Source organism: Roseovarius mucosus, assembly GCF_002080415.1.
In the GTDB taxonomy this organism is placed as follows: Bacteria; Pseudomonadota; Alphaproteobacteria; order Rhodobacterales; family Rhodobacteraceae; genus Roseovarius; species Roseovarius mucosus_A.
The window spans coordinates 71,272-92,685 of record NZ_CP020474.1; the positions used below are offsets into that span (position 1 = coordinate 71,272).

Here is a 21,414-nt window from a genome sequence, read left to right on the forward strand (position 1 = left end):
CTCTGAAATCGGCCTGTTGCCCCATCCCGTCATTTTCCCACGCCGAGGCCCGTGTAACGAGCGGGTAATCCGGCGCTCCGTGCGCAAATTACGACCATTGGGGTGTGGAATTGCGGCCATCTGTGCGCGGGGTTCAACCGGATTGATCCGCTGCGCAACGAAACTGAAATCGGCTTTCCATGAAATCAGGGCGCGCGAATCCCTTTGTGATTGTCGTTTGGCGACATGGTGCAGGTCGCAAACGTGACGTTTCCGTGCCGCCGGGTTGCAGTTTTGGGCGGTTTCTTGCTAAAAGGTTGTGACGATCCGGGCATGCAAGGCCCGGTGCGCCTGCGGACAGCGTGTCTGCTTTCCTCGTGCGCGAGACCTCAAAACGCTGCCACGTGCCGCACTGGTGCGTCGCCTTTGTCCGCTGCGACGGGCGCAACGGGCAGCAGAAAAACAAGCAAAGGGGGCCAGATGGCCGACGAAACAACCAATCAAGGCATACCCGCGCCCGAAGGGCAGTCGGACCTGATCGAGACAGTGTACGAGATCGGGCAGGACAATGTGCAACCACAGGTGGGGCCTTTTGGTCTCGATATTCATAACCCGGTCTTTTTTATCTCGGGCCTTAGCATCGTGATCTTTGTGTTCTACGCGCTGGCGCTGCCCGGTCATGCGGCATCGGTGTTTGACTGGCTGTTTGCGTCAGTTACCCAAGGGTTTGACTGGTTCTTCTTGAGTGCCGCCAATGTCTTCGTGATCTTCTGCCTTTTCCTGATTGTCAGCCCCTATGGCCGCGTGCGGCTGGGCGGGGATGAGGCGACGCCGGATTACAGCTATCTGGGCTGGTTCGCGATGCTTTTTGCGGCCGGAATGGGCATTGGCCTGATGTTCTTTGGCGTGTCAGAGCCGATGAGCCATTTTTCCAGTGCCTTGGGTGGCACGGCGATGGAGGGCGGTGCGCGCAGCGATTGGGCCCCGCTTGGCGCGGCTGGCGGTGATCCCGAGGCGGCATCACGCCTTGGCATGGCGGCCACCATTTTTCATTGGGGTCTGCATCCTTGGGCGATTTACGCGGTGGTGGCGCTGGCACTGGCGCTTTTCAGCTATAACAAGGGTCTGCCGCTCACGCTGCGCTCGGCCTTTTATCCGATCCTGGGCGAGCGGGTCTGGGGCTGGTGGGGCCACGTGATCGACACGCTGGCAGTCTTTGCCACGCTCTTTGGTCTGGCCACCTCGCTGGGCTTTGGGGCAGAACAGGCGGCGTCGGGGCTGACCTTTCTCTATGGGTCGGGCGACGCAGCAGAGGGCACGCGGGCATTCCTGGGCATCTCTTATGGCAATACCGAAGAAAGCGGCGTTGAAAATTCGAGCCTTCTTTTGGTCTTGCTGATTTCAGGCATCACGGCGATTGCCCTAGTCTCGGTGGTGCGTGGCCTTGATGGCGGGGTCAAGGTGCTGTCCGAGATCAACATGGGCTTGGCGGCGCTGTTGCTGCTGTTCGTGTTTTTTGTGGGGGGCCCGATTTTCCTGCTGACGTTCTTTTTCGACAGCCTTTGGGCCTATCTGCAAAACCTTTTCGCGCTGTCCAATCCCTTTGGGCGCGAAGACACCAATTTCATGCAGGGCTGGACGGCGTTCTATTGGGCGTGGTGGATCAGCTGGTCGCCCTTTGTGGGCATGTTCATTGCGCGTGTCAGCCGGGGCCGCACGGTGCGGGAATTCGTGATCTGCGTATTGCTCATTCCGTCGCTGGTCTGTGTCCTGTGGATGAGTGTTTTTGGCGGCACTGCGCTTAATCAGGTGATTGCCGGGGGCTACGAGGCGGCACAAAATGCCCCTCTGGAGCTTAAACTCTTCCAGATGCTTGATCCTTTGCCCTTGGCGACGATCACCTCGACCATCGGGATTGTTCTTGTGGTGGTGTTCTTTGTCACCTCATCGGATTCGGGCAGTCTTGTGATCGACACGATCACGGCGGGCGGCAAGGTTGATGCGCCCGTGCCGCAGCGGGTGTTCTGGTGCATCTTTGAGGGGGCCGTCGCGATTGTTCTCTTGATCGGCGGGGGCCTGACGGCGCTGCAATCGGCGGTGATTTCGACCGGCCTGCCGTTTACATTGGTGCTGTTGGTGATGTGCTGGGCGATCTTTCGCGGCTTGCAGAGCGAGCGAAAGATCCTCTGAGCGACCCATGGTCATGCGGTCCAAGGCCCTCCGGCGCTTGCGCGCCGGGGGGCTTTGCTGTTTTGTGGCCGCAAAAAGGGACAATGGGGACAGTGATGACACTCGATACAGATTTCGTACGTGCGCAATTTCCGGCCTTTGCCGAGCCAAGCCTTGAGGGACAAGCGTTTTTTGAGAATGCCGGTGGCTCTTATACCTGCGCTCCTGTGATTGCGCGTCTGGAGCGGTATTATCGGCAACGCAAGGTGCAGCCCTACGCGCCCTATGAGGCGAGCCAATTGGCCGGGGCCGAGATGGACGAGGCGCGGGCGCGGCTTGCAGCGATGATGGGAGTGGCCACCGATGAGCTGAGCTTTGGCCCCTCGACCACGCAGAACACCTATGTTCTGGCGCAGGCATTCCGGCAGTGGATGGAACCGGGCGATGCGATCATCGTCACCAATCAGGATCACGAGGCCAATTCCGGGCCGTGGCGGCGGTTGGCGGACGCAGGATTCGAAGTGCGTGAGTGGAAAATCAACCCCGAGAGCGGTTTGCTTGATCCGGCCGATCTTGAAAATCTGCTGGATGACCGGGTGCGACTGGTGTGTTTTCCGCATTGCTCCAACGTTGTGGGGGCGATCAACCCGGTGGTCGAGATTACGGCGCTGGCGCATGCCGCCGGGGCCTTTGTCTGTGTCGATGGGGTTAGCTATGCGCCGCATGGCCTGCCGGATGTGGGGGGAATGGGGCCGGATATTTACCTTTTTTCGGCCTATAAAACCTATGGGCCGCATCAGGGGATCATGGTGATCCGGCGGGAATTGGGCAATCTCTTGCCCAATCAGGCGCATTATTTCAATGCGGGCACGCTCTATAAACGGTTCACGCCAGCGGGTCCGGATCATGCACAGGTCGCGGCAAGCGCCGGTATGGCGGATTATATCGACGATCTGGCGGCGCATCACGGGATCACGGGCGATGCCGTGACGCGGGCGGTCGGGGTGCATGACCTGATACGCGGGCATGAAACAGCACTTTTGCAGCCGCTCTTGGATTTCCTCAAGGATCGCAATTCTGCGCGGCTGATCGGCCCGGTCGAGGCCGAACATAAAGCGCCGACAGTGGCTGTTGCGCTTAATCGCCCCGGTATCGACGCGGCGACAGAGTTGGCGCAGCATGGGATCATGGCGGGAGGCGGCGATTTCTACGCGGTGCGGCCCCTGACGGCGATGGGCGTTGACCCAGAGCGCGGCGTGTTGCGTCTGAGTTTTGTGCATTACACGACCCGCGCAGAGGTCGACAAACTCTTAACCGCCCTTGATGATATTCTTTGATCCGCCCGCGTCCCCGGCCCGTATTGCAACCAAAGACCGGGGCAGGGGATGACGGATATAGCACCATCAATTGTATGGCTACGGCGCGATTTGCGTCTGGCCGATCACCCGGCACTCTGTGCGGCGCTTGCAGGCGGCGGCGCGGTTATTCCTGTTTTCATCCATGATGAGAGCGTCGAAGGTCTGGGCGCTGCACCAAAATGGCGTCTGGGCCTGTCGCTGGCGTCGCTTGCGCGTGATCTGGCGGAGTGCGGCAGCCGCTTGATCCTGCGCCGGGGCGCGGCGCTGGATGTGCTGCGTGCGCTGGTGGCTGAAACCGGGGCAGGGGCGGTGCACTGGTCGCGGCTTTATGATCCGCAGTCCATCGCGCGCGACAAGGCGGTGAAATCCGCGCTGCGTGAGACAGGGGTGGACGCACAAAGCCACCCGGGCCATGTGATGTTCGAGCCTTGGACGGTTGAGACCAAGACCGGCGGCTTTTACCGCGTTTACAGCCCGATGTGGCGCGCGGTGAAGGATCGCGACGTGGCGGTGCCGCTGACAGCGCCCGCGCAGATCCCGGCCCCCAAGGTTTGGCCCGCCTCTGACAGGCTGGATGATTGGCAGATGGGGGCCGCCATGCATCGGGGGGCCGATGTGTGCTTGCCCTATCAGCGGGTGGGCGAGGCTGCGGCGATGGAGCGATTGCATGCCTTTGCCGATGGGGCCATTGCGCAGTATCAGGACGCCCGGAATTTTCCGGCGGTCGATGCAACTTCTGCGCTGTCGGAAAACCTGACCTATGGGGAAATCTCGCCGCGCCAGTGCTGGCATGCGGGGCAGCGGGCCTTGCATGGCGGGGCCAAAGGCGCAGAGACATGGCTCAAGGAACTGGTCTGGCGCGAGTTTGCCTATCACCTCATGTATCACACGCCGCATATTCTGAGCGGCAATTGGCGGACAGATTGGGATGCCTTTCCATGGTCCACCGATGCGGATCATCCCGAGGTCATGGCGTGGAAACAGGGCCGCACCGGCGAACCCTTTGTCGATGCCGCCATGCGCGAGATGTATGTGACCGGCAAGATGCACAACCGCGCGCGCATGATCGTGGCCTCATACCTCACCAAGCATCTGATGACCCATTGGAAGATTGGATTGGACTGGTTCGCCGAATGTCTGACCGATTGGGATCCGGCCTCGAATGCGATGGGCTGGCAATGGGCGGCGGGCTGTGGGCCCGACGCGGCGCCGTATTTCCGGGTGTTCAATCCCGAGACACAGTTGGACAAGTTCGACCGTGGCGGGGCCTATACCCGGCGCTGGATCGCCGAGGGGCAGCGCACCCCACCCGCCACGGCCTTGGATTATTTCAAGGCGGTGCCGCGCGCCTGGCAGCTTGATCCGTCGATGCTTTATCCGGGGCGGATTGTTGATCTGTCACAGGGGCGGCAAAGAGCGCTCAACGCCTATGAAGCGCGGGAGTTTTGAAACATGACCACACTGACCGCAAGATCGGCGATTGACGCGCCGCAAAAGGAAAAAGGGACCGAACGTATGATCCTGACCGACACGACCGGCCAGACGGGCCTGCCGCGCTATTTCAGCCGTTGCTTTGGCGTGGCGCGCAATATCGACGCCGGACGGCTTGATATTCGCCTACCCGATGGCCGTGTGTTCCGCGCCGAAGGGCCGCGCCCCGGCCCGGTTGCGGTGCTCGAAATCCACGACACCGAGGTGTTTGCGCGGTTGGTGCGCGAGGGCTATCTGGGCTTTTGCGAGGCGTATCTGGATGGGGACTGGTCCACGCCGGACCTTCAATCCTTTATGGACCTTCTCAACGACGACAATGACGGCATTTACAACGGCTATCCCGGTCAAAGGCTGGCGCAGATTTACGAGCGTATCCGCTTTTGGTTCAAACGGAATTCCAAGACCCAAGCCAAGCGCAACATCAGCTACCACTATGATCTGGGCAATGCGTTTTACAGCCTCTGGCTGGACGAAACGATGACCTATTCCAGTGCTATCTTTCAGCCCGGTCAGAACAGTCTGGAGCAGGCGCAGATCGCCAAATATGCCAGCATGGTGGATCAGATGGGGGTGAAGCCCGGCGATCACGTGCTGGAAATCGGCTGTGGTTGGGGGGGCTTTGCCGAATACGCCGCCAAAGAGCGGGGGTTGCGCGTGACGGGCCTCACGATCAGCGCGGAGCAGCTGAAATATGCGCAGGACCGGATTGCGCGCGCCGGGCTGTCTGATCGGGTCACGCTCAAGTTGCAGGATTACCGCGACGAGCGCGGCACCTATGATGGCATCGCCAGCATCGAGATGTTCGAGGCCGTAGGCGAGCGCTATTGGCCGGTGTTTTTCAACAGTCTGCGCGAGCGGCTTAATCCCGGTGCGCTGGCCACGCTGCAGATCATCACGGTCGAGGACCGGCGGTGGGAAAGCTATCGTACCGATGTGGATTTCATCCAGAAATACATCTTTCCGGGCGGTATGCTGCCCAGCCCCACCGCGTTGCGCGCCGAGATCGAGCGCGCGGGGCTGAGTGTTGCGCGGTCTATCGAATTTGGCGAAAGCTATAGCCAAACCCTGCGCCGCTGGCATCAGGCGTTCAACGACAAGTGGGACGAAATCGCCGATATGGGCTTTGACGACCGGTTCCGCCGGATGTGGAATTTCTATCTGACCTCTTGCGCGGGGGCCTTCAAAGGGGGTAGTTGCGATGTGACGCAGATCACCATCGCAAGGCCTGGATAGATGCCCGTTACAGATCAAATGCCCACCGCCGCGCGGCTGGTCGCGGCGATCGGACTTAGCATTGTGGGATGGTTTGGATCAGAGCTCTTTCGCCCGCTTATGCCAGAAGACACCAATTTCGGCTGGTTCAACGTGGTCAATGTTGTGCTTGGCGCGATTTGCGGCTGGCGCGTGACGGGCAGGCGGCTGGGTTATGGCTATGCCGAAGGGTTCAGCGCCGGATTGACCGGGGTCGCCGCACTGGTGTTTTGGGCGCTCTTTCTTCAGAGCCTGAATGAGATGCTCAAACGTGCGCTTGATAACCGCTATGACGGGGTGATCAAGGGCCTGACCGCGATGTTCGACTTGATGGTTGACTATGGCATGACGATGATCAACGGGCCATTGATCGGCGCGCTGGTCACCGGCGGGATCGTGGTGGGCCTCGTTTCGGAATGGGTCTCGCATCGGTGGTCGTGACACCGGTTTTTCTATACGGTCCCTTGGCTGACATCACCGTTTTGCAGGCAACCTTGCCGGGCCTTGTTGCGGCTGAGGCGCGCGCCGAAGGCGTGCAGATTTGCTGTGATGACGCGCCCCTGCCTTTGGCGGGACTGCGCCGGGGGCTGGGGGCCGTAGACGGGTGGTTGGTGTCAGAGCCCCACACAGTGGAGTTGGTGACCTTCATCGCCGAGGCGCTTGGCTTGGGGCGTTCGGATGTCATTACCGTCAGTCAAGGCGGCTGCCCCGTCGCTGCGCGCGTCTTTCCCGGTCGGCCCGGTCCCATGGACTGGGATGGCCAAGACTGGTCGCGCCGCGCCGCGCCGATCCTGCGCTATGCAGTTCAAGAGATACTCAGCTTGAGGGGCCGTATTGCCGCGCAAGACCTATGCGCGGGCCTGCCCATGATCTTGTCGCGCGCATCGGGCCGGGTGGCGGCGCAGACGCCTGCGCCCGCCGATGTGCGCAGTGCGACCGAGGCTGCGACCGTGCAAGAGATCGCCTGCGAGATCACCCATGCGGGGTTTTTCCTTGGCCGCGCCTATACGTTGCGGCATCCCCGTTTTGATGGCACGCCAAGCGATACCTTGCGGCGTGAAGTGTTTGTCGCCACGGATGCCGCTCTTGTGCTGCCCTATGATCCGGTGCGCGACCGGGTGCTTTTGGTAGAACAGTTCCGCATGGGGCCCTATGGGCGCGGCGATCCGCGCCCGTGGATGCTAGAGCCGGTCGCCGGGCGGATTGACGGCGGCGAGAACCCCGAAGACGCCGCGCACCGCGAATGTCTGGAAGAGGCGGGGCTGACGCTGCGCGCGCTCGAGAAGATTTCCCAGCACTATTGCACGCCGGGATATTCGACCGAATTCTTTCACCTCTTTCTGGGAATTTGCGACCTGCCCGATCTGGAACAGGGGCGCGGCGGTCTGGCCACAGAGCATGAGGATATTCGCACGCATGTGATTGATTTCGCGCAGGCAATGGCGCTTGTGCAGAGTGGAGAGGCCAATAATGGGCCGCTCATCCTCTGCCTTCTATGGCTTGAGCGTGAACGCGCACGGCTGCGTGCATCCGCTTGAGTTCCGTTCTCCAAGCGCCTAAACCCAAGGGAACACTTTGCCTACAGGAGCATGAAAGATGCGCATTGCACAGGATTTGGCTGCCGCTGTCGGGAATACCCCGCTCATTCGTTTGCGCCGCGCCAGTGAGGAAACTGGCTGTGACATCTTGGGTAAATGCGAGTTTCTCAACCCCGGTCAATCGGTCAAGGATCGTGCCGCGCTCTTTATCATTCGCGACGCCATCGCGCGCGGTGATTTGAAACCCGGCGGTACGATTGTCGAGGGGACGGCAGGCAATACCGGCATCGGCCTTGCGCTGGTCGGGGCCTCTCTCGGGTTCAAGACGGTGATCGTCATCCCCGAAACCCAAAGCCAAGAAAAGAAGGATATGCTGCGTCTGGCCGGTGCCGATTTGGTGCAGGTGCCCGCAGCGCCCTATTCAAATCCGAACAATTTTGTCCGATACTCGGAGAGATTGGCCGCTGAGCTTGCGAAAACCGAACCTAACGGTGTGATCTGGGCCAATCAGTTCGACAATGTGGCCAACCGTCAAGCGCATATCGAAACAACCGGCCCCGAGATTTGGGAGCAAACCGGCGGCAAGGTTGATGGCTTTGTCTGCGCGGTGGGGTCGGGTGGCACCTTGGCCGGGGTCGGCATGGCGCTGCAACCCAAGGGCGTCAAGGTGGGTATTGCCGATCCGATGGGCGCAAAGCTTTTTTCTTGGTATACCAAAGGCGAGTTGGAGAGCGAAGGCTCGTCGATTGCCGAGGGGATCGGGCAGGTGCGCATCACGGCCAATCTTGAAGGCTTCACCCCAGATTTCGCCTGCCAGGTCCCCGATGCCGAAGCGTTGCCGATTGTCTTTGACTTGCTTCAGCATGAGGGGCTGTGCATGGGGGCCTCGACCGGTGTCAATATCGCTGGCGCTATGCAGATGGCCCGCGACATGGGGCCGGGCCATACCATCGTGACGATCCTGTGCGATTACGGAACGCGCTATCAGTCGAAACTTTTCAATCCCGAATTCCTGCGCGCCAACAACCTGCCGACGCCAGATTGGCTGGATCAGGCTCCGCGCTCGATTCCGGGGGTTTTCGCGGGGTGACAAGAATGCTGCGGCTGCTTTGCCTAGTCCTCTGTCTGGCGTTGGGCGCGGCAGTTGCTGTGCCCGATACCGCGCTTGCGCAGGGGCAGCATACGCCTGACGCGGTCGATTATGTGACGTGGGAGGAACTTGCGGCCGATGCCGACGAGATGCTTGCCAACGGCGAGGCCTCCACCGGGCAACTGGAAAACATGCGCGCCCAGATCAACGGTTGGCGGCAACAGTTTGTTGAAATGCAGGGCTTGAATTCCACTGCGATCCGAACTGTGCGCGATCAAATCGCCGCCTTGGGGCCCGTGCCCGAGACCGGCGAAGAAGCCGAGGACATCGCAGCGCAGCGTGCGGAACTTAACCGGCGTCTGGCCCGGTTAGAGGCACCGGTGAAGCTGGCCGATCTGGCGCGCAGTCGCGCCGATGGGCTGGTCACGAATATAGATGGGGCGATCCGTGACCGGCAGACCCAAGCGCTGTTGCGGCTTGGGCCATCGCCGGTCAATCCGCTGCATTGGCCGACAGCGGTCAAGGAACTGTACCGCGCGGTGGATACCGTCCGGGCCGAGACGGCGACCAATTGGCAAAGCAGCTTTCGGCGCACGCGCTTTCAGGGAAACTTGCCGGGGGTGATTGCTCTGGGTCTTATTGGCCTTTTGCTGATGACGCGGGGCCGGGTTTGGACAATGCGTCTGGCGGCGCGCGTTTTGGGCGACACACCGACCGCCGGACGCCGTCTTTCGGCCTTCGCAATTTCGTTTGGCGAATGGTTGTTGCCCTATCTTGGGGTGATTTCCATTGTCGTGGCGGGCGTTCTGACCGGGATTTTGGGGTCCAAGGGAAACCTTGTGCTCGAGTCGCTGCCCGCGGCGGCCTTTATCCTTCTGCTGGCGCGTTGGTTGTCGCTTCGGGTCTTTCCCCGCGATGACCGGCAGTTGCCCTTGCTCACGCTTGGCCCGTCCGAGCGCGCCACCGGGCGGCTTAGTGGCGGCTCTCTTGGATTGGTGGTTGCGGGGTTTGCCTATGTGCAGGACCTCGCCGATGGGTTTGATTGGTCCGAAGCGGCCCGCAATGTCATGATCTTTCCGTTGATGGTGCTGGCGTCGCTGCTGTTGCTGCGGCTTGCGCGGCTCTTGATGCGGCACAGCAAAGCGGCGGCGAACGAGCCCGAGACAGAGCTTACGTTCCGCAGCAAGCTGGTGCGTATTCTCGCGCGTGCCCTCTGGGCGCTGGCGCTGCTTGCGCCGCTTTTGTCCGCGATCGGCTATATGTCCGCCGCCGAGGCGATGATGTTGCCTGCTCTCTTGTCGTTGATGATGATCGCGGCGCTGCTGCTGGTCCAACGGGTGCTGTCCGAGGTCTATATCATGCTGCGTGGCAACGCGCAGAGCATTGATGACTCGCTCTTTCCGGTGCTTTTGGGCTTTTTCCTCGTGCTCGGGTCGGTGCCGGTCTTTGCCCTGATCTGGGGCGCGCGGCCTGCACAATTGCAAGAGGCGTGGCTAAGTTTCACCCAAGGGGTCAGTTTTGGCGGCATCACGCTATCGCCCACCGGCTTTCTGATCCTTGCTGTGGTCTTTACCCTTGGCTATCTGCTGACCCGGCTCATTCAGGGCACGCTCAAGAATGCCATCCTGCCAAAAACCAAGCTCGATATGGGCGGGCGTAATGCCATCGTGTCAGGCGTGGGCTATGTCGGGATTTTCCTTGCGGCGTTGGTGTCGATCACGGCGGCGGGGATTGACCTGAGTTCACTGGCCATCGTTGCGGGTGCGCTGTCGGTGGGCATCGGGTTTGGTTTGCAAAATATCGTGTCCAACTTTGTGTCGGGCATCATCCTTTTGATCGAGCGGCCGATTTCCGAAGGCGACTGGATCGAGGTCGGCGGGCAGCATGGCTATGTGCGGTCGATCTCGGTGCGTTCAACCCGGATCGAGACCTTTGACCGCACGGATGTGATCGTGCCGAATGCCGATTTCGTCAGTGGCACGGTCACGAATTACACACGCGGCAATACCGTGGGCCGGGTGATTGTGCCGGTGGGGGTGGCCTATGGCACAGACACGCGCCGGGTGGAAAAGATCCTGCGCGACGTGGCCGAGGCACATCCAATGGTGCTGATGCAGCCACCGCCGACGGTGCTGTTCCAGAATTTCGGCGCAAGTTCGCTTGATTTCGAGATCCGGGCGATCCTGCGCGATGTCAACTGGGTGGCCAGTGTGAAATCGGACATGAACCACGAGATTGCCCGCCGCTTTGCCGAAGAAGGCATCGAAATTCCCTTTCCGCAACAGGATGTGTGGTTCCGCAACGCCACTGCAGAGGCAAAAGAGCCCAAGGCCCCGGTCAAACCCAAGACGAGCCAAAGCCCCGCCGCCCTGACAGAGGGCGATGTTGAGGGCGAGGGAGACGGTGACGGGCGATGACGACACCCCTTTTTCGGCTGGACGCCTATCAAACCGAGGCGACCGGCGTCGTTGTGGCGCATACCCCAGAGGGTGGGATCGTGCTGGACCAGACGCTGTTTTATCCCATGGGGGGCGGACAACCGGGCGATAGCGGGCGGCTTATGTGCCAAGGGCGCAGCCTGCCCATTGCCACGGCCGTCAAGGCCGAGGGGGAACAGATCGCGCTGGTGATGGCAGAGCCTATGGCCTTGCCGCCCATCGGCACGGCCCTGCGGCAAGCGATTGACTGGCCCCGGCGGCATCGTCTAATGCGGATGCACACGGCGCTGCATCTTTTGTCGGTGGTGATCCCGCTGCCGGTCTCGGGCGGGGCCGTTGCGGAGACGCGCAGCCGCCTTGATTTCGACATGCCCGAAGCGCCAGAGGATCGCGAGACGCTGGAAGACTACCTTAATCAGCTGGTGGATCAGGATTTGCCCGTGACCGAAGAGTGGATCACCGATGACGCGCTGCGTGCCAATCCGGGGCTGGTCAAGACCATGTCGGTGGCGCCACCCATGGGGTCTGGCCGGGTGCGTTTGGTGCGGATTGGGCAGGGGACGGATCAGGTTGATCTGCAGCCCTGCGGCGGCACCCATGTGGCACGCACGGGCGAGATCGGGCGGCTTCGCCTTGGCAAGATCGAAAAGAAAGGCCGCCACAACCGCCGGGTTTATCTTCACTTGGAAGATTGAGCGCGTTCAGCCCTTTGCAAAGTCTGCTATGGCTTGGGTGAGGCAATCGAGGCTGTCGGTATGCGGGGCCGTTGCGGGCAGGGCATCTGTCATCAAGGACAGTTCCGTACACGCCACCAACAGGTGATCGGCCCCATGGGCCAAGAGCGCCTCGGCCTCTTGGGCGAGCTGTGGCTTGAGGGTTGCCAGTGGTTCCCCCGCCTTGACCGCGCGGATGATCGCAAGAATTCCACTGTCATCGGGCAGGAACACCGGGGTCAGCCCATGGGCGGCGAAGGGCGCGGCAAAAACATTCGCCAGCCGGGTTGCGGGTGAGGCCAGCATCCCGACTCGTCGCGCGCCTTGGCGGGCGAGCGACTGCGCCGTCAGATCCAGCATGTTGAGAAAGGGCAGGGGCGTGGCGGCCACAACGGCGGGCGCGTAGTGATGCGCCGTGTTGCAGGGCATCGCCAACGCCTCTGCCCCCGCTGCCTGTAGATCGCAGGCCATGCGGGCCAGAACCGGGCCGGGGTCTTCGCCGGTGCCCTCGATCAGCGCCTTGATCCGGCTGGGCACCTGCGAATTCTGATGCACGATGAGCGGAATATGATCGCTATCGTCGCGCGCGGGCACGGCGGCCAGCAGTTTTTGCATCAAAAGCACGGTCGCTTCGGGGCCCATGCCCCCCAGAATGCCCACGGTTCTCATCTGGCGGTCTTATCCTGTCGATGTTGCCGCGCGGTCAATCGGACCTGTGCGGATGTCTGCGCTGCGGGCATGCCCCTCCATCCGTTCGGCGCGGCTGAGGCTGGCGGTCACGCGCGCAAGATCAGGCAGCGCGCGGTCGTCCACCTCTTGCCAGGTGACGGTTTTCAGGAACTTGTGCACCGATAGGCCTCCGGTATAGCGCGCAGCCCCAGAGGTGGGCAAGACATGGTTGGGGCCTGCCGCCTTGTCGCCAAAGGCAACGGTCGTGTTTTCCCCAAGAAAGAGCGAGCCATAGGCCTGCAAGCGCGTGCGCCACCACGGCAGATCGCGCGCCTGCACATGCAGATGTTCGGGCGCTTTGGCATCGGCATATTGCGCCATGTCCTCGGGCGTATCGCACAGCACCACCTCGGCCAGATCGCGCCAAGCGGCGGTGGCGGCGGCGCGGTTCGGCTCTGGCAGGCTGGCGATAAGGGCCGGGGCACGAAGCATCACGGCCTCGGCCAATGGCCGATGCGTGGTTGCGAGCCAGACCGGCGAATTCGCCCCATGCTCCGCCTGTCCAACCAGATCGGCGGCGACGGTTTCGGGATCGGCCGTGTCATCGGCAAGAATGAGGCTGTCGGTCGGGCCTGCGAACATATCAATGCCGATGGGACCAAAGAGTTGGCGCTTGGCCTCGGCGACATAGGCATTGCCGGGTCCGACCAGAATATCGGCAGGCGGTGCGCCAAAGAGGCCAAAGGCCATGGCCGCAACCCCCTGCACCCCGCCAATGGTCAGGATGCGCGTGGCCCCTGCCAGATCCATCGCATAGAGCATGGCATCGGGAATACCCTGATCGCCGCAGGGGGGCGAGACGGCGGTGATGTCAGCCACGCCCGCCTCGCGCGCGGTGGCGATGGTCATCAGTGCCGAAGCGATATGGCTATAGCGCCCGCCGGGCACGTAACAGCCCGCCGCCCCAAGGGGTATCTGACGTTGCCCGGCGCGCAGTCCGGGCCGCAATTCAATCTCCATATCCTGTGCCGTGGCGCGCTGTGCCGCGGCAAAGCGCGAGATATTGTCATGCGCCCATTGGATATCCGCCTTGAGCGATACGGGCACACGGGATACCGCGGCGGCAACCTCGGCGTGGGTCACGGTGATGCCACCCTGCCAGCCATCAAGCTGCCGTGCATATTCCAGCGCCACCTGTGCGCCGCCTGTGCGCAACCGGGCCAGCATGATCTGGACGGTGTCGGCCACGTCATGGGCGGTGTGCGGCGGCTCTCCGGGGGCGGTCTTGAGCGGGGTGATCGGCATGGTGGCAACTCCTTTGACCCAAGGAATGGGGGGCGTTGCGGCCAACGGCAAGGGATTTGCCGATGTAAGGATCGGCTTTTTCCAGCGGCTGAAAGCCGGTTTCGGGATTTCCGAAAATGGCCCGTGCCGATCAGCCCCGCCTGCGCTTGGGCGCGTCAAGATCCTGATCGGTTTCGGGCAGCCCTTCCCGCGACAGCAACACGGCGATGGCGCGGAAACCCGGCACATGGCTGCAGACGATCATCAGCGCCACCATAATCGGCACGGCCAGAAACATCCCCGGTATTCCCCAGACCGCCGCCCAGAACGCAAGGCTGATGATGATGCCAAACGAGGAGACGCGCAGCGCGCGGCCCATCAGCATCGGGTCAATGATATTGCCATTGATAAACTGAATGATCCCCACGATCAGGAAAATCACCAGCGCCGTGGTGCCATCCGCCAGTTGCACATAGGCCACCAGCGCCACCAGCACCGTGGCCACAATCGAACCGATGGAAGGGATATAATTGAGCACGAACGTCAGGATGCCCAATGCCCCGGCAAGATCGAGCGCGAAAAACTGCGCCACGCCATAGACCATGAGGCCTGTCACGACACTGACCAGCGTTTTGACCAGCAGGTAGTAATTTACCCGGTGGATGATCGAGCTGATGATGCGGCCCACCCGTTCGGCCTTTTTGGCATCGCCAAAGAGGCTTTCGAGTTTGGTTGTGAACCAAATCCGCTCGGCAAAAAGGAAGCCAACAAAAAGGATCACCAGCACCGTGCCCTGCATGATCCCCCCGGCCTGACCGGCCAAGGCGCGCAGATAGCCCGCCACATCAAGGGTCGAGACCGCATTGAATACCGCCTCTTCGGCATCAGGCCCGAGCCAAGCCACCATGGCGGATATCGCCTGTGGCGCGCGGTCGGTATAGGCCAGCGTGGTCGACAGCACCGTGTTGATCTGCGACAGGATAACCGCCGAGAGGCTGAGCAACGCCGCCGAAATCAGCAAGAGCGCTACGATGCTGGCCAGCCAGTTGGGCACGCGCACCGGCCCAAGGCGCACCCGCGCGATCGAGGTGATGGCATCCGAGGTGAGGCTGAACAAAATGATCGCCGTGGCCAAAGAAATCAGCAAGAACCGCGCCTGCACCAAGAGAAACAGCACCACCGCAAAGGCGATGATGATCTGCGCCACGGTGCGGATGCGCTGCAACTCGGGCGTGCTCTGGCCGGTAGGGCGCGTGTCTTGGTCTCTTGGTGTCACCGTCTGGCCTGCTTCTGATTTGGATAGGATGCAGTATCGGGAATATCGCGTCGGCTGACAATCGCAGAACGTGGCCTTTCGCCTATAAAATCAGGTGTTTCCGCCGCCTGCCTTGATTTGTAGCGGGTCTCAGACCTCCCCAAGGATCAGATCCGCGGCGCGCCAAGCCAGCATCATGGTGGGCGCGTTGGTGTTGCCTGACGTGACATTGGGAAACACCGAGGCATCAACCACCCGCAACCCCTTGACCCCATGCACCCGCAGCTGTGGGTCGACCACGGACTGCGCCGGATCGCATCCCATGCGGCAGGTTCCGACCGGGTGAAACACGGTGCCGCAGCGTTTGCGGAAATCCTCAAGAATGGTGGCATCGTCCATGGTCCGCAGGTCCTGATACATGGCACTTTCGACCAAGGCGGTCAGTGCTGCCGTGGACATGATGCGCTGACACAGGCGGCCCCCCGCAATCACCTGCGCGCGGTCTTCTTCGGTCGCGAGCGAATTGGGTTGAATGAGGGGCGGCGCCTCGGGGTTGGGGCCGCTGATGTCGATGCGGCCTCGGCTGGTTGGGCGCGAGGGCTGGAACGAGATGATGAACCCCGGAAACGGATCGGGGCGCACGACCGAGCGGGTGCCCGCAGGCGTGGTCGTATAGGTGACAGGGTTGAAATAGAGCTGTTGATCGGGATGGTTCTGCCCCGGCTTTGAGCGAAAATAACCGCCACATTGATTGACCGAGAGCGACAGGGGCCCGCGCCGCGTCAGGGCAAAACGCAGCGCCGCGCGCACCTTGCCCATGAAGGGGGCAAGATCGTTGTTGAGCGTCGGTTCGGTGGCGCGGAAATAATAGTTGATTCCAAGATGATCCTGAAGATTGCCGCCCACATGGGCGCAATCGCGCAATGGCGTGATGCCATGCTGGCGCAACATATCCGCCGGGCCGATGCCCGAGATCTGCAAAAGGCGCGGCGAGGTAACGGCACCTGCACTCAGGATGATCTCGCGCCCCGCGCGCGCAACGTGGCTTTGCCCGCCGCGACGGTAATGAACGGCGACCGCCCGGCTGCCGTCAAATTCGAGGCGGTCCACCAAGGCCCCTGTGACCAACGTCACATTCGGGCGTTTCAGCGCGGGTTTGAGACAGGCGCGCGCCGAAGAGTTGCGCAATCCGCCCGCAGTGTTGATGCGGTAAACGGTGCCGCCTTCGCCACTCGGGTCGTTGAGATCGTCGGTGCGCGGCAGACCCAATTCATCGAGCGCGGCAAAGTAATGCCGGTTGACCGGGTGGATCTGGTCCGAGACATCCTGCACCGTGATCGGTCCGCTGCCGCGCCGCGTGCCATCGGGCGAGACCTGCGTCTCTAGGGCCTCATAGGTGGCACGAACGGTGCTCCAGCCCCAGCCGGTGGCACCCGCCGCCTCCCAATCGTCGAAATCGTGGGGCAGGCCGCGAGCATAGACCATCGCGTTGATCGCCCCCGACCCGCCCACCGTCTTGCCGCGCGGCCAGTAACCGCGCCGCCCATCGAGCGCCTCTTCCGGTTCGGCCTCGTATTTCCAGTTCAGACGCTCGTCAAAAAAGGTTTTGCCATAGCCCAGGGGCAGGGCGATCCAAGGGCTGCGCCCACGTCCCCCGGCCTCAAGAATCAACACACGGTGCCGCCCATTGGCACTCAGCCGGTCGGCCAGTACCGACCCCGCCGAGCCTGCGCCGACGATGATATAGTCGTGGTCTGTCACGTTTCGCCTGCCTTTGCCTTTTGATCGCGCGCCAGCGTTACAAATCCGCCCCCGCCCCGGAATGCCGGAAAACGCCAAGCCTGACAGTTTTCCGACAGAACCTTGTGGCAGGTCGATGTCAAGCGCTTTGCTCTTTTCCCGCCCTGGCATGCATTCTCCCCCTTGCAAACCCCGTCCCCCTGCGGCTAGAACCCGCCCGATGGAGCGGTGGCCGAGTGGTCGAAGGCGCACGCCTGGAAAGTGTGTAGGCGGGGAACCGTCTCGAGGGTTCGAATCCCTCCCGCTCCGCCACACAATCGCGACCCAAATCGAAACAGGGGCGTGTCTTGGGGGTGTGTGGGATCCCTCGCTTTGATGCGTTCAATCTCGGTGCAACGTTTCCGAAAAACCCGCTTCCAGCTTTTCGATCGTATTGATTGCAGCGAGGCTCTCGGCAGGGCTGCATTGCGCGAATTCGGCGCTGATCGCGCGGCCGAGGCAGGAATAGACGCGGTCCGCATTGGCACGGAACTTTGAAGTCAGTGCGATTTTGGCGCGGCGGCGATCGTGGGCATCTTCGATACGTTCCACGAACCCCGCACTCACAAGGCGGTTTATCAACGCTGTCACCGATCCGCTGGTCAGCGCAAGGCGCCCGCCGATCTCACCTGCCGTGAGCGGCCCGTTTTCCAGCGCGTTCACGCAGCGAAGGTCGGTGACATGCAGTCCCAGCTCGGACGCCGCCCAAGAGTCAAAGCGATACACGGCTTCGTAGAGGCGCCGCGTGGCAGCGAGGATTTCGTCTGACCGTCCGCGGTGTGAATGTTCTGTCAAGGCTGGCCTTTCTCTTGTTGCTCACCCCAAGCTAACGTCTCGGGTCACTCGCTAGGCGTCGCTCACCATCGCGGCGGTTCTGTCGATCACGTTCCGGTGATGCCCGTCTGCGACGACACACTGCCTGTCATCCATGAATGACACAATGGCGCGGAAGTAGGGATCACTATCCTGATCTTTCCTCTCGGAAACGGCAATGCCCATGACATCATCCGGTCTGATCCGCCGCGTCCGCCGCCGGAACAGCGTCGCCACGGTGAGCGTCATGTGCCCAGGTCGCCCGATGTCGAGGGTGACCGACGGTCGACGATTGGCGTGAACGAGAGCGGCCAGCACGCCGATGACGTAGACGGTCAGAAGCCACCATTTCCAAGGTTGGAGAGGATCGTCCGGGCTGCTGCGCACCCATAGGACGGCCACGGCGATCAGCCATAAAACCAGAAGGATTGTGGATAGGACACGCCTAAAGCGCGGGGTAAGTTTTCAATTTTCATGTCATGCTCCCGTTCTGCGCCAGCTTGTGAGTGAAAGCTCTCTCCCACTCTTGACAGGCTCGATAGTGGCCATAAATCTTGATCATCAAGATAAATCAGGTTTTGCGAGGACGCAATGTGGCACTACCGTTACGAGGAAGACACGCCCCTGACGTGCGAAGACCTCTGGCCCGTTCTCGCGGATGTCGCCCGCTGGCCCGAGGTGGACCGGAATATCGAGTGTCTGAAGATCGATGAAGAGCCGGGCCCCGGAGTGACCTTCGTCCTCAAACCGAAAGGCGGCCCGAGACTGAACTTCGTTATCGGCGAATTCGAAGCGCCGTCGCGTTACGCCGATGTCTGCCGAATGCCGCTTGCGGTCATGCGCACCCGCCACACGCTGATTCCGGACGGGCTCGGGACCAGGATCCGCGTCGATATCGAGATCACGGGGCCTCTTGCACCGGTCTGGGGCCGTGTCGTCGGTCGCAGGCACGCGGCCGGACTTCCGGCCCAGACAGCGCGGTTTATCGAGGGCGCTCGGGCGCGGATCAACCTTGCCTGAGAGGTCCGTCGCCTACGCCAACATGAGGCGTGCACTTCTGGGATATGTGGGCGAAATCCCCGTCGGTTCGGTGGTGGAGGTCGCGACGCTGGCCGAGGCGCTGAACCTGCCTGCTCGCCACGTGGCGCATATCCTGTCGCGGCTTGGCGATGATGAAGCCGAGTTGTTGCCGTGGCACAGGGTAATCCCGAGAGGTGGCGCGTTCACGAAGGCGCAGATGGGACGCCCGCGCACGATACGCCAGATCGGCCTTCTTCAGGCAGAGGGGGTGCCGTTTGTCGACGGCGACCGGCTCGACATGGCGTCCGTCACGTGCTGGCAGCCGCCGGATACCCACCTATCGACGTTCTGGGCCGATCTTGAAGACGATGAGCCCGCCTAGGCCGACAGGGTGCCTTCACAATGAGGGCGAAAAAGGTGGGATTCACGCCCCTCCCGCTCCGCCACTTGACCCTGAAAAACTCTTCTCCCGATCCGGCTGCGGCTGGATTTGCGTTGTATTCTAGGGTTATGCGGCTGGAGCCGAGCACTGGCCCTTACGCGAGGAGGCTTGGACGCAGATGCCTCTGAAATCCAACTATGTCTCATCCCCGGTAAAGACGCGATCCGCAGCTCTACGTGCCCGATGCCTCGTTCAAACAGAGCGATATTTGCCCCCGATCCAAACCCCTATCCAAAATTGAGGGATTGAACGGCCTGCGTTTCGCGCTTCACAGGAACTGGAAATCATCCACAGTGAGATCCGCCGCAGCGATCCCTTCAATCAGCACGCGATGGCCGTTCACGTTGAGTTGCGCACCGGCTGCTGTGTCGAGAATGCCCAAGGCCGCCACAAAGCCAGAAAGCCCCGCGTTGCCGTTGGTGATGTTCGTCTCACCAGTGTCGGGATTGATGATCCGGATGAAAAGACGGTCGATCCCATCTTGGAAATCAGTGATGACATCGGTCTCGCCCTCGTTGAAGGCGCTGAATACGAATTGATCGGCGCCCGCACCCCCTGTCATGCGGTCATTGCCAGCGCCCCCGTTGATCGTGTCAGCGCCGGTGCCCCCGTCGATGGTGTCGTTGCGGCCGCCGCCTGCAAGGAAGTCGTTGCCAGCACCGCCCTGAATGCTGTCATCTCCCTCGCCGCCTCCGACGCGGTCATTCCCTGCTCCGGCGTCAATCGTGTCGCGTCCGGTGCCGCCCCCTATGTCGTCAGCCCCGTCTCCACCGCTGATAAGATCATTGCCAAAGCTGCCAGACATGCTGTCATTGCCGTCGCCCCCCTCCAGCGTATCGTTTCCAGCACCGCCAGCCACCACGTCATTGCCAAGGCCTCCCGATACGACATCGTCGCCAAAACCGGCACCCATGACATCATCCCCAGTAGTGCCAAAGATCGTGTCATTGCCCAGACCACCGCCGACACTGTCATTACCTGCGCCGGCATCTACAAAGTCATTCCCATCCGAAGCGGAAATATTATCGTTGCCGCCACCGGCCTCGATGCTGTCATCGCCATCGCCCCCGGCAATCGTGTCGTTCCCCTCACCCCCACGGAGTGTGTCGTTGCCACCTGATCCCTCTAAGAACCTGTCCGGTGGAGGTGAATTGGGCTCATCTGGTCCGCCCGTATCCGGGCCTCCGTTGACGGGCAGTTCGGTTGTGGCGACGGACCCTGCCAAAATTCCCGTAAAGAAACTGTCGTCAACCAAATAGACGTCCAAATCGAAGTCTGCGAGCAAGCTTGTGCCGATGTCACCAAGCAGACGGCTTTCCGTCAGCACGACAGCATCAACCACGCCGGTCTGTAGGGCTTGGTAATGTTCCGCAACCGCGATGCGGATGGGGATCGCGCCGAGGTTGGAGAGGCGTGTCATGACACTGTCATCTACGTCCGACTCTACGGCAATCTTCAAGCCTGCAATAGCGCTCGTGTCGCTTAGGGCTCCGTCGCGGGAAAGCAGATAGATCCGTGTGCTCGTGCCACCCTCGGAGTCTATTGGGGTTTCTTCATTCGTGTTTGGCTCGCCCGTCTCGGTGTTTGGAGGGACCGGCAGCTCGCTGGGGATCAAGACAAAGGCGCCATCGCCTGAGAAGAATCTGTCGTCAACTCGGAATGCCGCCACGCTGAGTTGGGAAAAATCGATGGGATCGACGCCCAGTAGCAGCTCCTCTGGGACAAGAACGCCGTCAATGCCGTTTCGTGCAGCCAAAACTGTGGGCAAAGTTTCCGCAGCGACCCGGAACGGCACGGCACCAAAGCCGTCAATCAACGCGTCAACAGTCGCATCAAAGCTGTCCGGTAGAGCGATATTCGCACCGCTGAGATTGTCGCTTTCGTTTATTCCAAGCTCACGGAGGACGATAAAATAGGTTGTCATATAGGCGCTCCCAAGAATGCTTTGTGGGTTAACTACAGAATATTGAACCAAAATTCTAAAATCATAAGGGTGTATGTGTAATGCTGGCGTCACTTTGCGCACGGGTCAAGACCCTTGGGCACATCGAGTCTAGGTAGGAGGTCCGCCGCGGGCGTTGAAAGCGATGTCGGATGACCAACATCACGTTCAGCGGCAGATCCC

18 protein-coding genes and 1 tRNA gene are annotated in these 21,414 nt (G+C 61.4%); 12 read left to right on the forward strand and 7 right to left on the reverse strand.

What is annotated here, in order from left to right:
• The first annotated feature begins 459 nt into the window (after nucleotides 1-459).
• The 9 genes from ROSMUCSMR3_RS00365 (at nucleotide 460) to ROSMUCSMR3_RS00405 (ending at nucleotide 12,009) form a co-directional block, all read left to right on the forward strand.
• On the forward strand, nucleotides 460-2,169 hold the full coding sequence (locus ROSMUCSMR3_RS00365; RefSeq protein ID WP_081506090.1) for a BCCT family transporter: 1,710 nt from the start codon (nucleotides 460-462) through the stop codon (nucleotides 2,167-2,169).
• Between the two features lie 95 nt (nucleotides 2,170-2,264).
• Nucleotides 2,265-3,485 (forward strand): aminotransferase class V-fold PLP-dependent enzyme, encoded by a 1,221-nt coding sequence (locus ROSMUCSMR3_RS00370; protein WP_081508502.1) that lies wholly within the window; start codon nucleotides 2,265-2,267, stop codon nucleotides 3,483-3,485.
• A 48-nt stretch (nucleotides 3,486-3,533) separates the two neighbouring features.
• Nucleotides 3,534-4,955 (forward strand): cryptochrome/photolyase family protein, encoded by a 1,422-nt coding sequence (locus ROSMUCSMR3_RS00375; protein ID WP_081506091.1) that lies wholly within the window; start codon nucleotides 3,534-3,536, stop codon nucleotides 4,953-4,955.
• Between the two features lie 66 nt (nucleotides 4,956-5,021).
• Nucleotides 5,022-6,230 carry an SAM-dependent methyltransferase gene (locus ROSMUCSMR3_RS00380; protein ID WP_037297598.1) on the forward strand — a complete coding sequence of 403 codons (1,209 nt, stop codon included), beginning with the start codon at nucleotides 5,022-5,024 and terminating at the stop codon, nucleotides 6,228-6,230.
• Nucleotides 6,231-6,689 (forward strand): TrgA family protein, encoded by a 459-nt coding sequence (locus ROSMUCSMR3_RS00385; protein ID WP_008280839.1) that lies wholly within the window; start codon nucleotides 6,231-6,233, stop codon nucleotides 6,687-6,689. It abuts the gene before it with no gap.
• Nucleotides 6,665-7,786 carry an NUDIX domain-containing protein gene (locus tag ROSMUCSMR3_RS00390; protein WP_081506092.1) on the forward strand — a complete coding sequence of 374 codons (1,122 nt, stop codon included), beginning with the start codon at nucleotides 6,665-6,667 and terminating at the stop codon, nucleotides 7,784-7,786. Before ROSMUCSMR3_RS00385 ends, ROSMUCSMR3_RS00390 begins: the two co-directional genes overlap by 25 nt.
• A gap of 58 nt (nucleotides 7,787-7,844) precedes the next feature.
• The gene (locus ROSMUCSMR3_RS00395) at nucleotides 7,845-8,876 is read left to right on the forward strand and encodes a cysteine synthase A (RefSeq protein ID WP_081506093.1); all 1,032 of its coding nucleotides are present in this window, start codon (nucleotides 7,845-7,847) and stop codon (nucleotides 8,874-8,876) included.
• 5 nt (nucleotides 8,877-8,881) lie between these two features.
• Entirely contained in the window at nucleotides 8,882-11,293 is a 2,412-nt protein-coding gene (locus ROSMUCSMR3_RS00400; protein ID WP_081506094.1) for a DUF3772 domain-containing protein, read from the forward strand.
• Entirely contained in the window at nucleotides 11,290-12,009 is a 720-nt protein-coding gene (locus ROSMUCSMR3_RS00405; protein WP_081506095.1) for an alanyl-tRNA editing protein, read from the forward strand. Before ROSMUCSMR3_RS00400 ends, ROSMUCSMR3_RS00405 begins: the two co-directional genes overlap by 4 nt.
• A gap of 6 nt (nucleotides 12,010-12,015) precedes the next feature.
• On the opposite strand, the gene ROSMUCSMR3_RS00410 is transcribed toward ROSMUCSMR3_RS00405, so the two are convergent.
• The 4 genes from ROSMUCSMR3_RS00410 to ROSMUCSMR3_RS00425 form a co-directional block, all read right to left on the reverse strand.
• Nucleotides 12,016-12,696 (reverse strand): aspartate/glutamate racemase family protein, encoded by a 681-nt coding sequence (locus ROSMUCSMR3_RS00410; protein WP_008280844.1) that lies wholly within the window; start codon nucleotides 12,694-12,696, stop codon nucleotides 12,016-12,018.
• Nucleotides 12,697-12,705: 9 nt separating this feature from the next.
• The gene (hisD, locus tag ROSMUCSMR3_RS00415; protein WP_081506096.1) at nucleotides 12,706-14,001 is read right to left on the reverse strand and encodes a histidinol dehydrogenase; all 1,296 of its coding nucleotides are present in this window, start codon (nucleotides 13,999-14,001) and stop codon (nucleotides 12,706-12,708) included.
• A gap of 130 nt (nucleotides 14,002-14,131) precedes the next feature.
• Nucleotides 14,132-15,187 carry an AI-2E family transporter gene (locus tag ROSMUCSMR3_RS00420; RefSeq protein WP_008280846.1) on the reverse strand — a complete coding sequence of 352 codons (1,056 nt, stop codon included), beginning with the start codon at nucleotides 15,185-15,187 and terminating at the stop codon, nucleotides 14,132-14,134.
• A 198-nt stretch (nucleotides 15,188-15,385) separates the two neighbouring features.
• Nucleotides 15,386-16,996, reverse strand: a complete 1,611-nt coding sequence (locus ROSMUCSMR3_RS00425; RefSeq protein ID WP_081506097.1) for a GMC family oxidoreductase — start codon at nucleotides 16,994-16,996, stop codon at nucleotides 15,386-15,388.
• 201 nt (nucleotides 16,997-17,197) lie between these two features.
• On the opposite strand from ROSMUCSMR3_RS00425, the gene ROSMUCSMR3_RS00430 reads away from it, so the two are divergent.
• Nucleotides 17,198-17,287, forward strand: a tRNA-Ser gene (locus ROSMUCSMR3_RS00430).
• 69 nt (nucleotides 17,288-17,356) lie between these two features.
• Here ROSMUCSMR3_RS00430 and ROSMUCSMR3_RS00435 read toward each other — a convergent pair.
• Both ROSMUCSMR3_RS00435 and ROSMUCSMR3_RS21545 read right to left on the reverse strand, forming a co-directional pair.
• On the reverse strand, nucleotides 17,357-17,677 hold the full coding sequence (locus tag ROSMUCSMR3_RS00435; protein ID WP_157667254.1) for a MarR family winged helix-turn-helix transcriptional regulator: 321 nt from the start codon (nucleotides 17,675-17,677) through the stop codon (nucleotides 17,357-17,359).
• Nucleotides 17,678-17,860: 183 nt separating this feature from the next.
• The gene (locus ROSMUCSMR3_RS21545) at nucleotides 17,861-18,076 is read right to left on the reverse strand and encodes a hypothetical protein (RefSeq protein ID WP_217521281.1); all 216 of its coding nucleotides are present in this window, start codon (nucleotides 18,074-18,076) and stop codon (nucleotides 17,861-17,863) included.
• Between the two features lie 342 nt (nucleotides 18,077-18,418).
• Here ROSMUCSMR3_RS21545 and ROSMUCSMR3_RS00445 point away from each other — a divergent pair, with 342 nt between their 5' ends.
• Complete coding sequence (locus ROSMUCSMR3_RS00445; protein ID WP_081506100.1) at nucleotides 18,419-18,847, forward strand: SRPBCC family protein; 429 nt, start codon at nucleotides 18,419-18,421, stop codon at nucleotides 18,845-18,847.
• 22 nt (nucleotides 18,848-18,869) lie between these two features.
• Entirely contained in the window at nucleotides 18,870-19,229 is a 360-nt protein-coding gene (locus ROSMUCSMR3_RS00450; RefSeq protein WP_157667255.1) for an MGMT family protein, read from the forward strand.
• A gap of 328 nt (nucleotides 19,230-19,557) precedes the next feature.
• Here the strand turns inward: ROSMUCSMR3_RS00450 and ROSMUCSMR3_RS00455 are convergent, their stop codons facing one another.
• Complete coding sequence (locus tag ROSMUCSMR3_RS00455) at nucleotides 19,558-21,213, reverse strand: calcium-binding protein (RefSeq protein ID WP_081506102.1); 1,656 nt, start codon at nucleotides 21,211-21,213, stop codon at nucleotides 19,558-19,560.
• Nucleotides 21,214-21,414: the final 201 nt, after the last annotated feature.

What these genes read in the sequence shown, in the direction of transcription:
- ROSMUCSMR3_RS00370 (WP_081508502.1), top strand. Translation starts at nt 2,265, where the DNA reads ATGACACTCGATACAGATTTCGTACGTGCGCAATTTCCGGCCTTTGCC.
- ROSMUCSMR3_RS00365 (WP_081506090.1), top strand. Translation starts at nt 460, where the DNA reads ATGGCCGACGAAACAACCAATCAAGGCATACCCGCGCCCGAAGGGCAG.
- ROSMUCSMR3_RS00410 (WP_008280844.1), bottom strand. Translation starts at nt 12,696, where the DNA reads ATGAGAACCGTGGGCATTCTGGGGGGCATGGGCCCCGAAGCGACCGTG.
- ROSMUCSMR3_RS00455 (WP_081506102.1), bottom strand. Translation starts at nt 21,213, where the DNA reads ATGACAACCTATTTTATCGTCCTCCGTGAGCTTGGAATAAACGAAAGC.
- ROSMUCSMR3_RS00405 (WP_081506095.1), top strand. Translation starts at nt 11,290, where the DNA reads ATGACGACACCCCTTTTTCGGCTGGACGCCTATCAAACCGAGGCGACC.
- ROSMUCSMR3_RS00400 (WP_081506094.1), top strand. Translation starts at nt 8,882, where the DNA reads ATGCTGCGGCTGCTTTGCCTAGTCCTCTGTCTGGCGTTGGGCGCGGCA.
- ROSMUCSMR3_RS00445 (WP_081506100.1), top strand. Translation starts at nt 18,419, where the DNA reads ATGTGGCACTACCGTTACGAGGAAGACACGCCCCTGACGTGCGAAGAC.
- ROSMUCSMR3_RS21545 (WP_217521281.1), bottom strand. Translation starts at nt 18,076, where the DNA reads ATGACGCTCACCGTGGCGACGCTGTTCCGGCGGCGGACGCGGCGGATC.
- ROSMUCSMR3_RS00375 (WP_081506091.1), top strand. Translation starts at nt 3,534, where the DNA reads ATGACGGATATAGCACCATCAATTGTATGGCTACGGCGCGATTTGCGT.
- ROSMUCSMR3_RS00395 (WP_081506093.1), top strand. Translation starts at nt 7,845, where the DNA reads ATGCGCATTGCACAGGATTTGGCTGCCGCTGTCGGGAATACCCCGCTC.
- hisD (WP_081506096.1), bottom strand. Translation starts at nt 14,001, where the DNA reads ATGCCGATCACCCCGCTCAAGACCGCCCCCGGAGAGCCGCCGCACACC.
- ROSMUCSMR3_RS00380 (WP_037297598.1), top strand. Translation starts at nt 5,022, where the DNA reads ATGATCCTGACCGACACGACCGGCCAGACGGGCCTGCCGCGCTATTTC.
- ROSMUCSMR3_RS00385 (WP_008280839.1), top strand. Translation starts at nt 6,231, where the DNA reads ATGCCCGTTACAGATCAAATGCCCACCGCCGCGCGGCTGGTCGCGGCG.
- ROSMUCSMR3_RS00390 (WP_081506092.1), top strand. Translation starts at nt 6,665, where the DNA reads ATGGGTCTCGCATCGGTGGTCGTGACACCGGTTTTTCTATACGGTCCC.
- ROSMUCSMR3_RS00450 (WP_157667255.1), top strand. Translation starts at nt 18,870, where the DNA reads ATGAGGCGTGCACTTCTGGGATATGTGGGCGAAATCCCCGTCGGTTCG.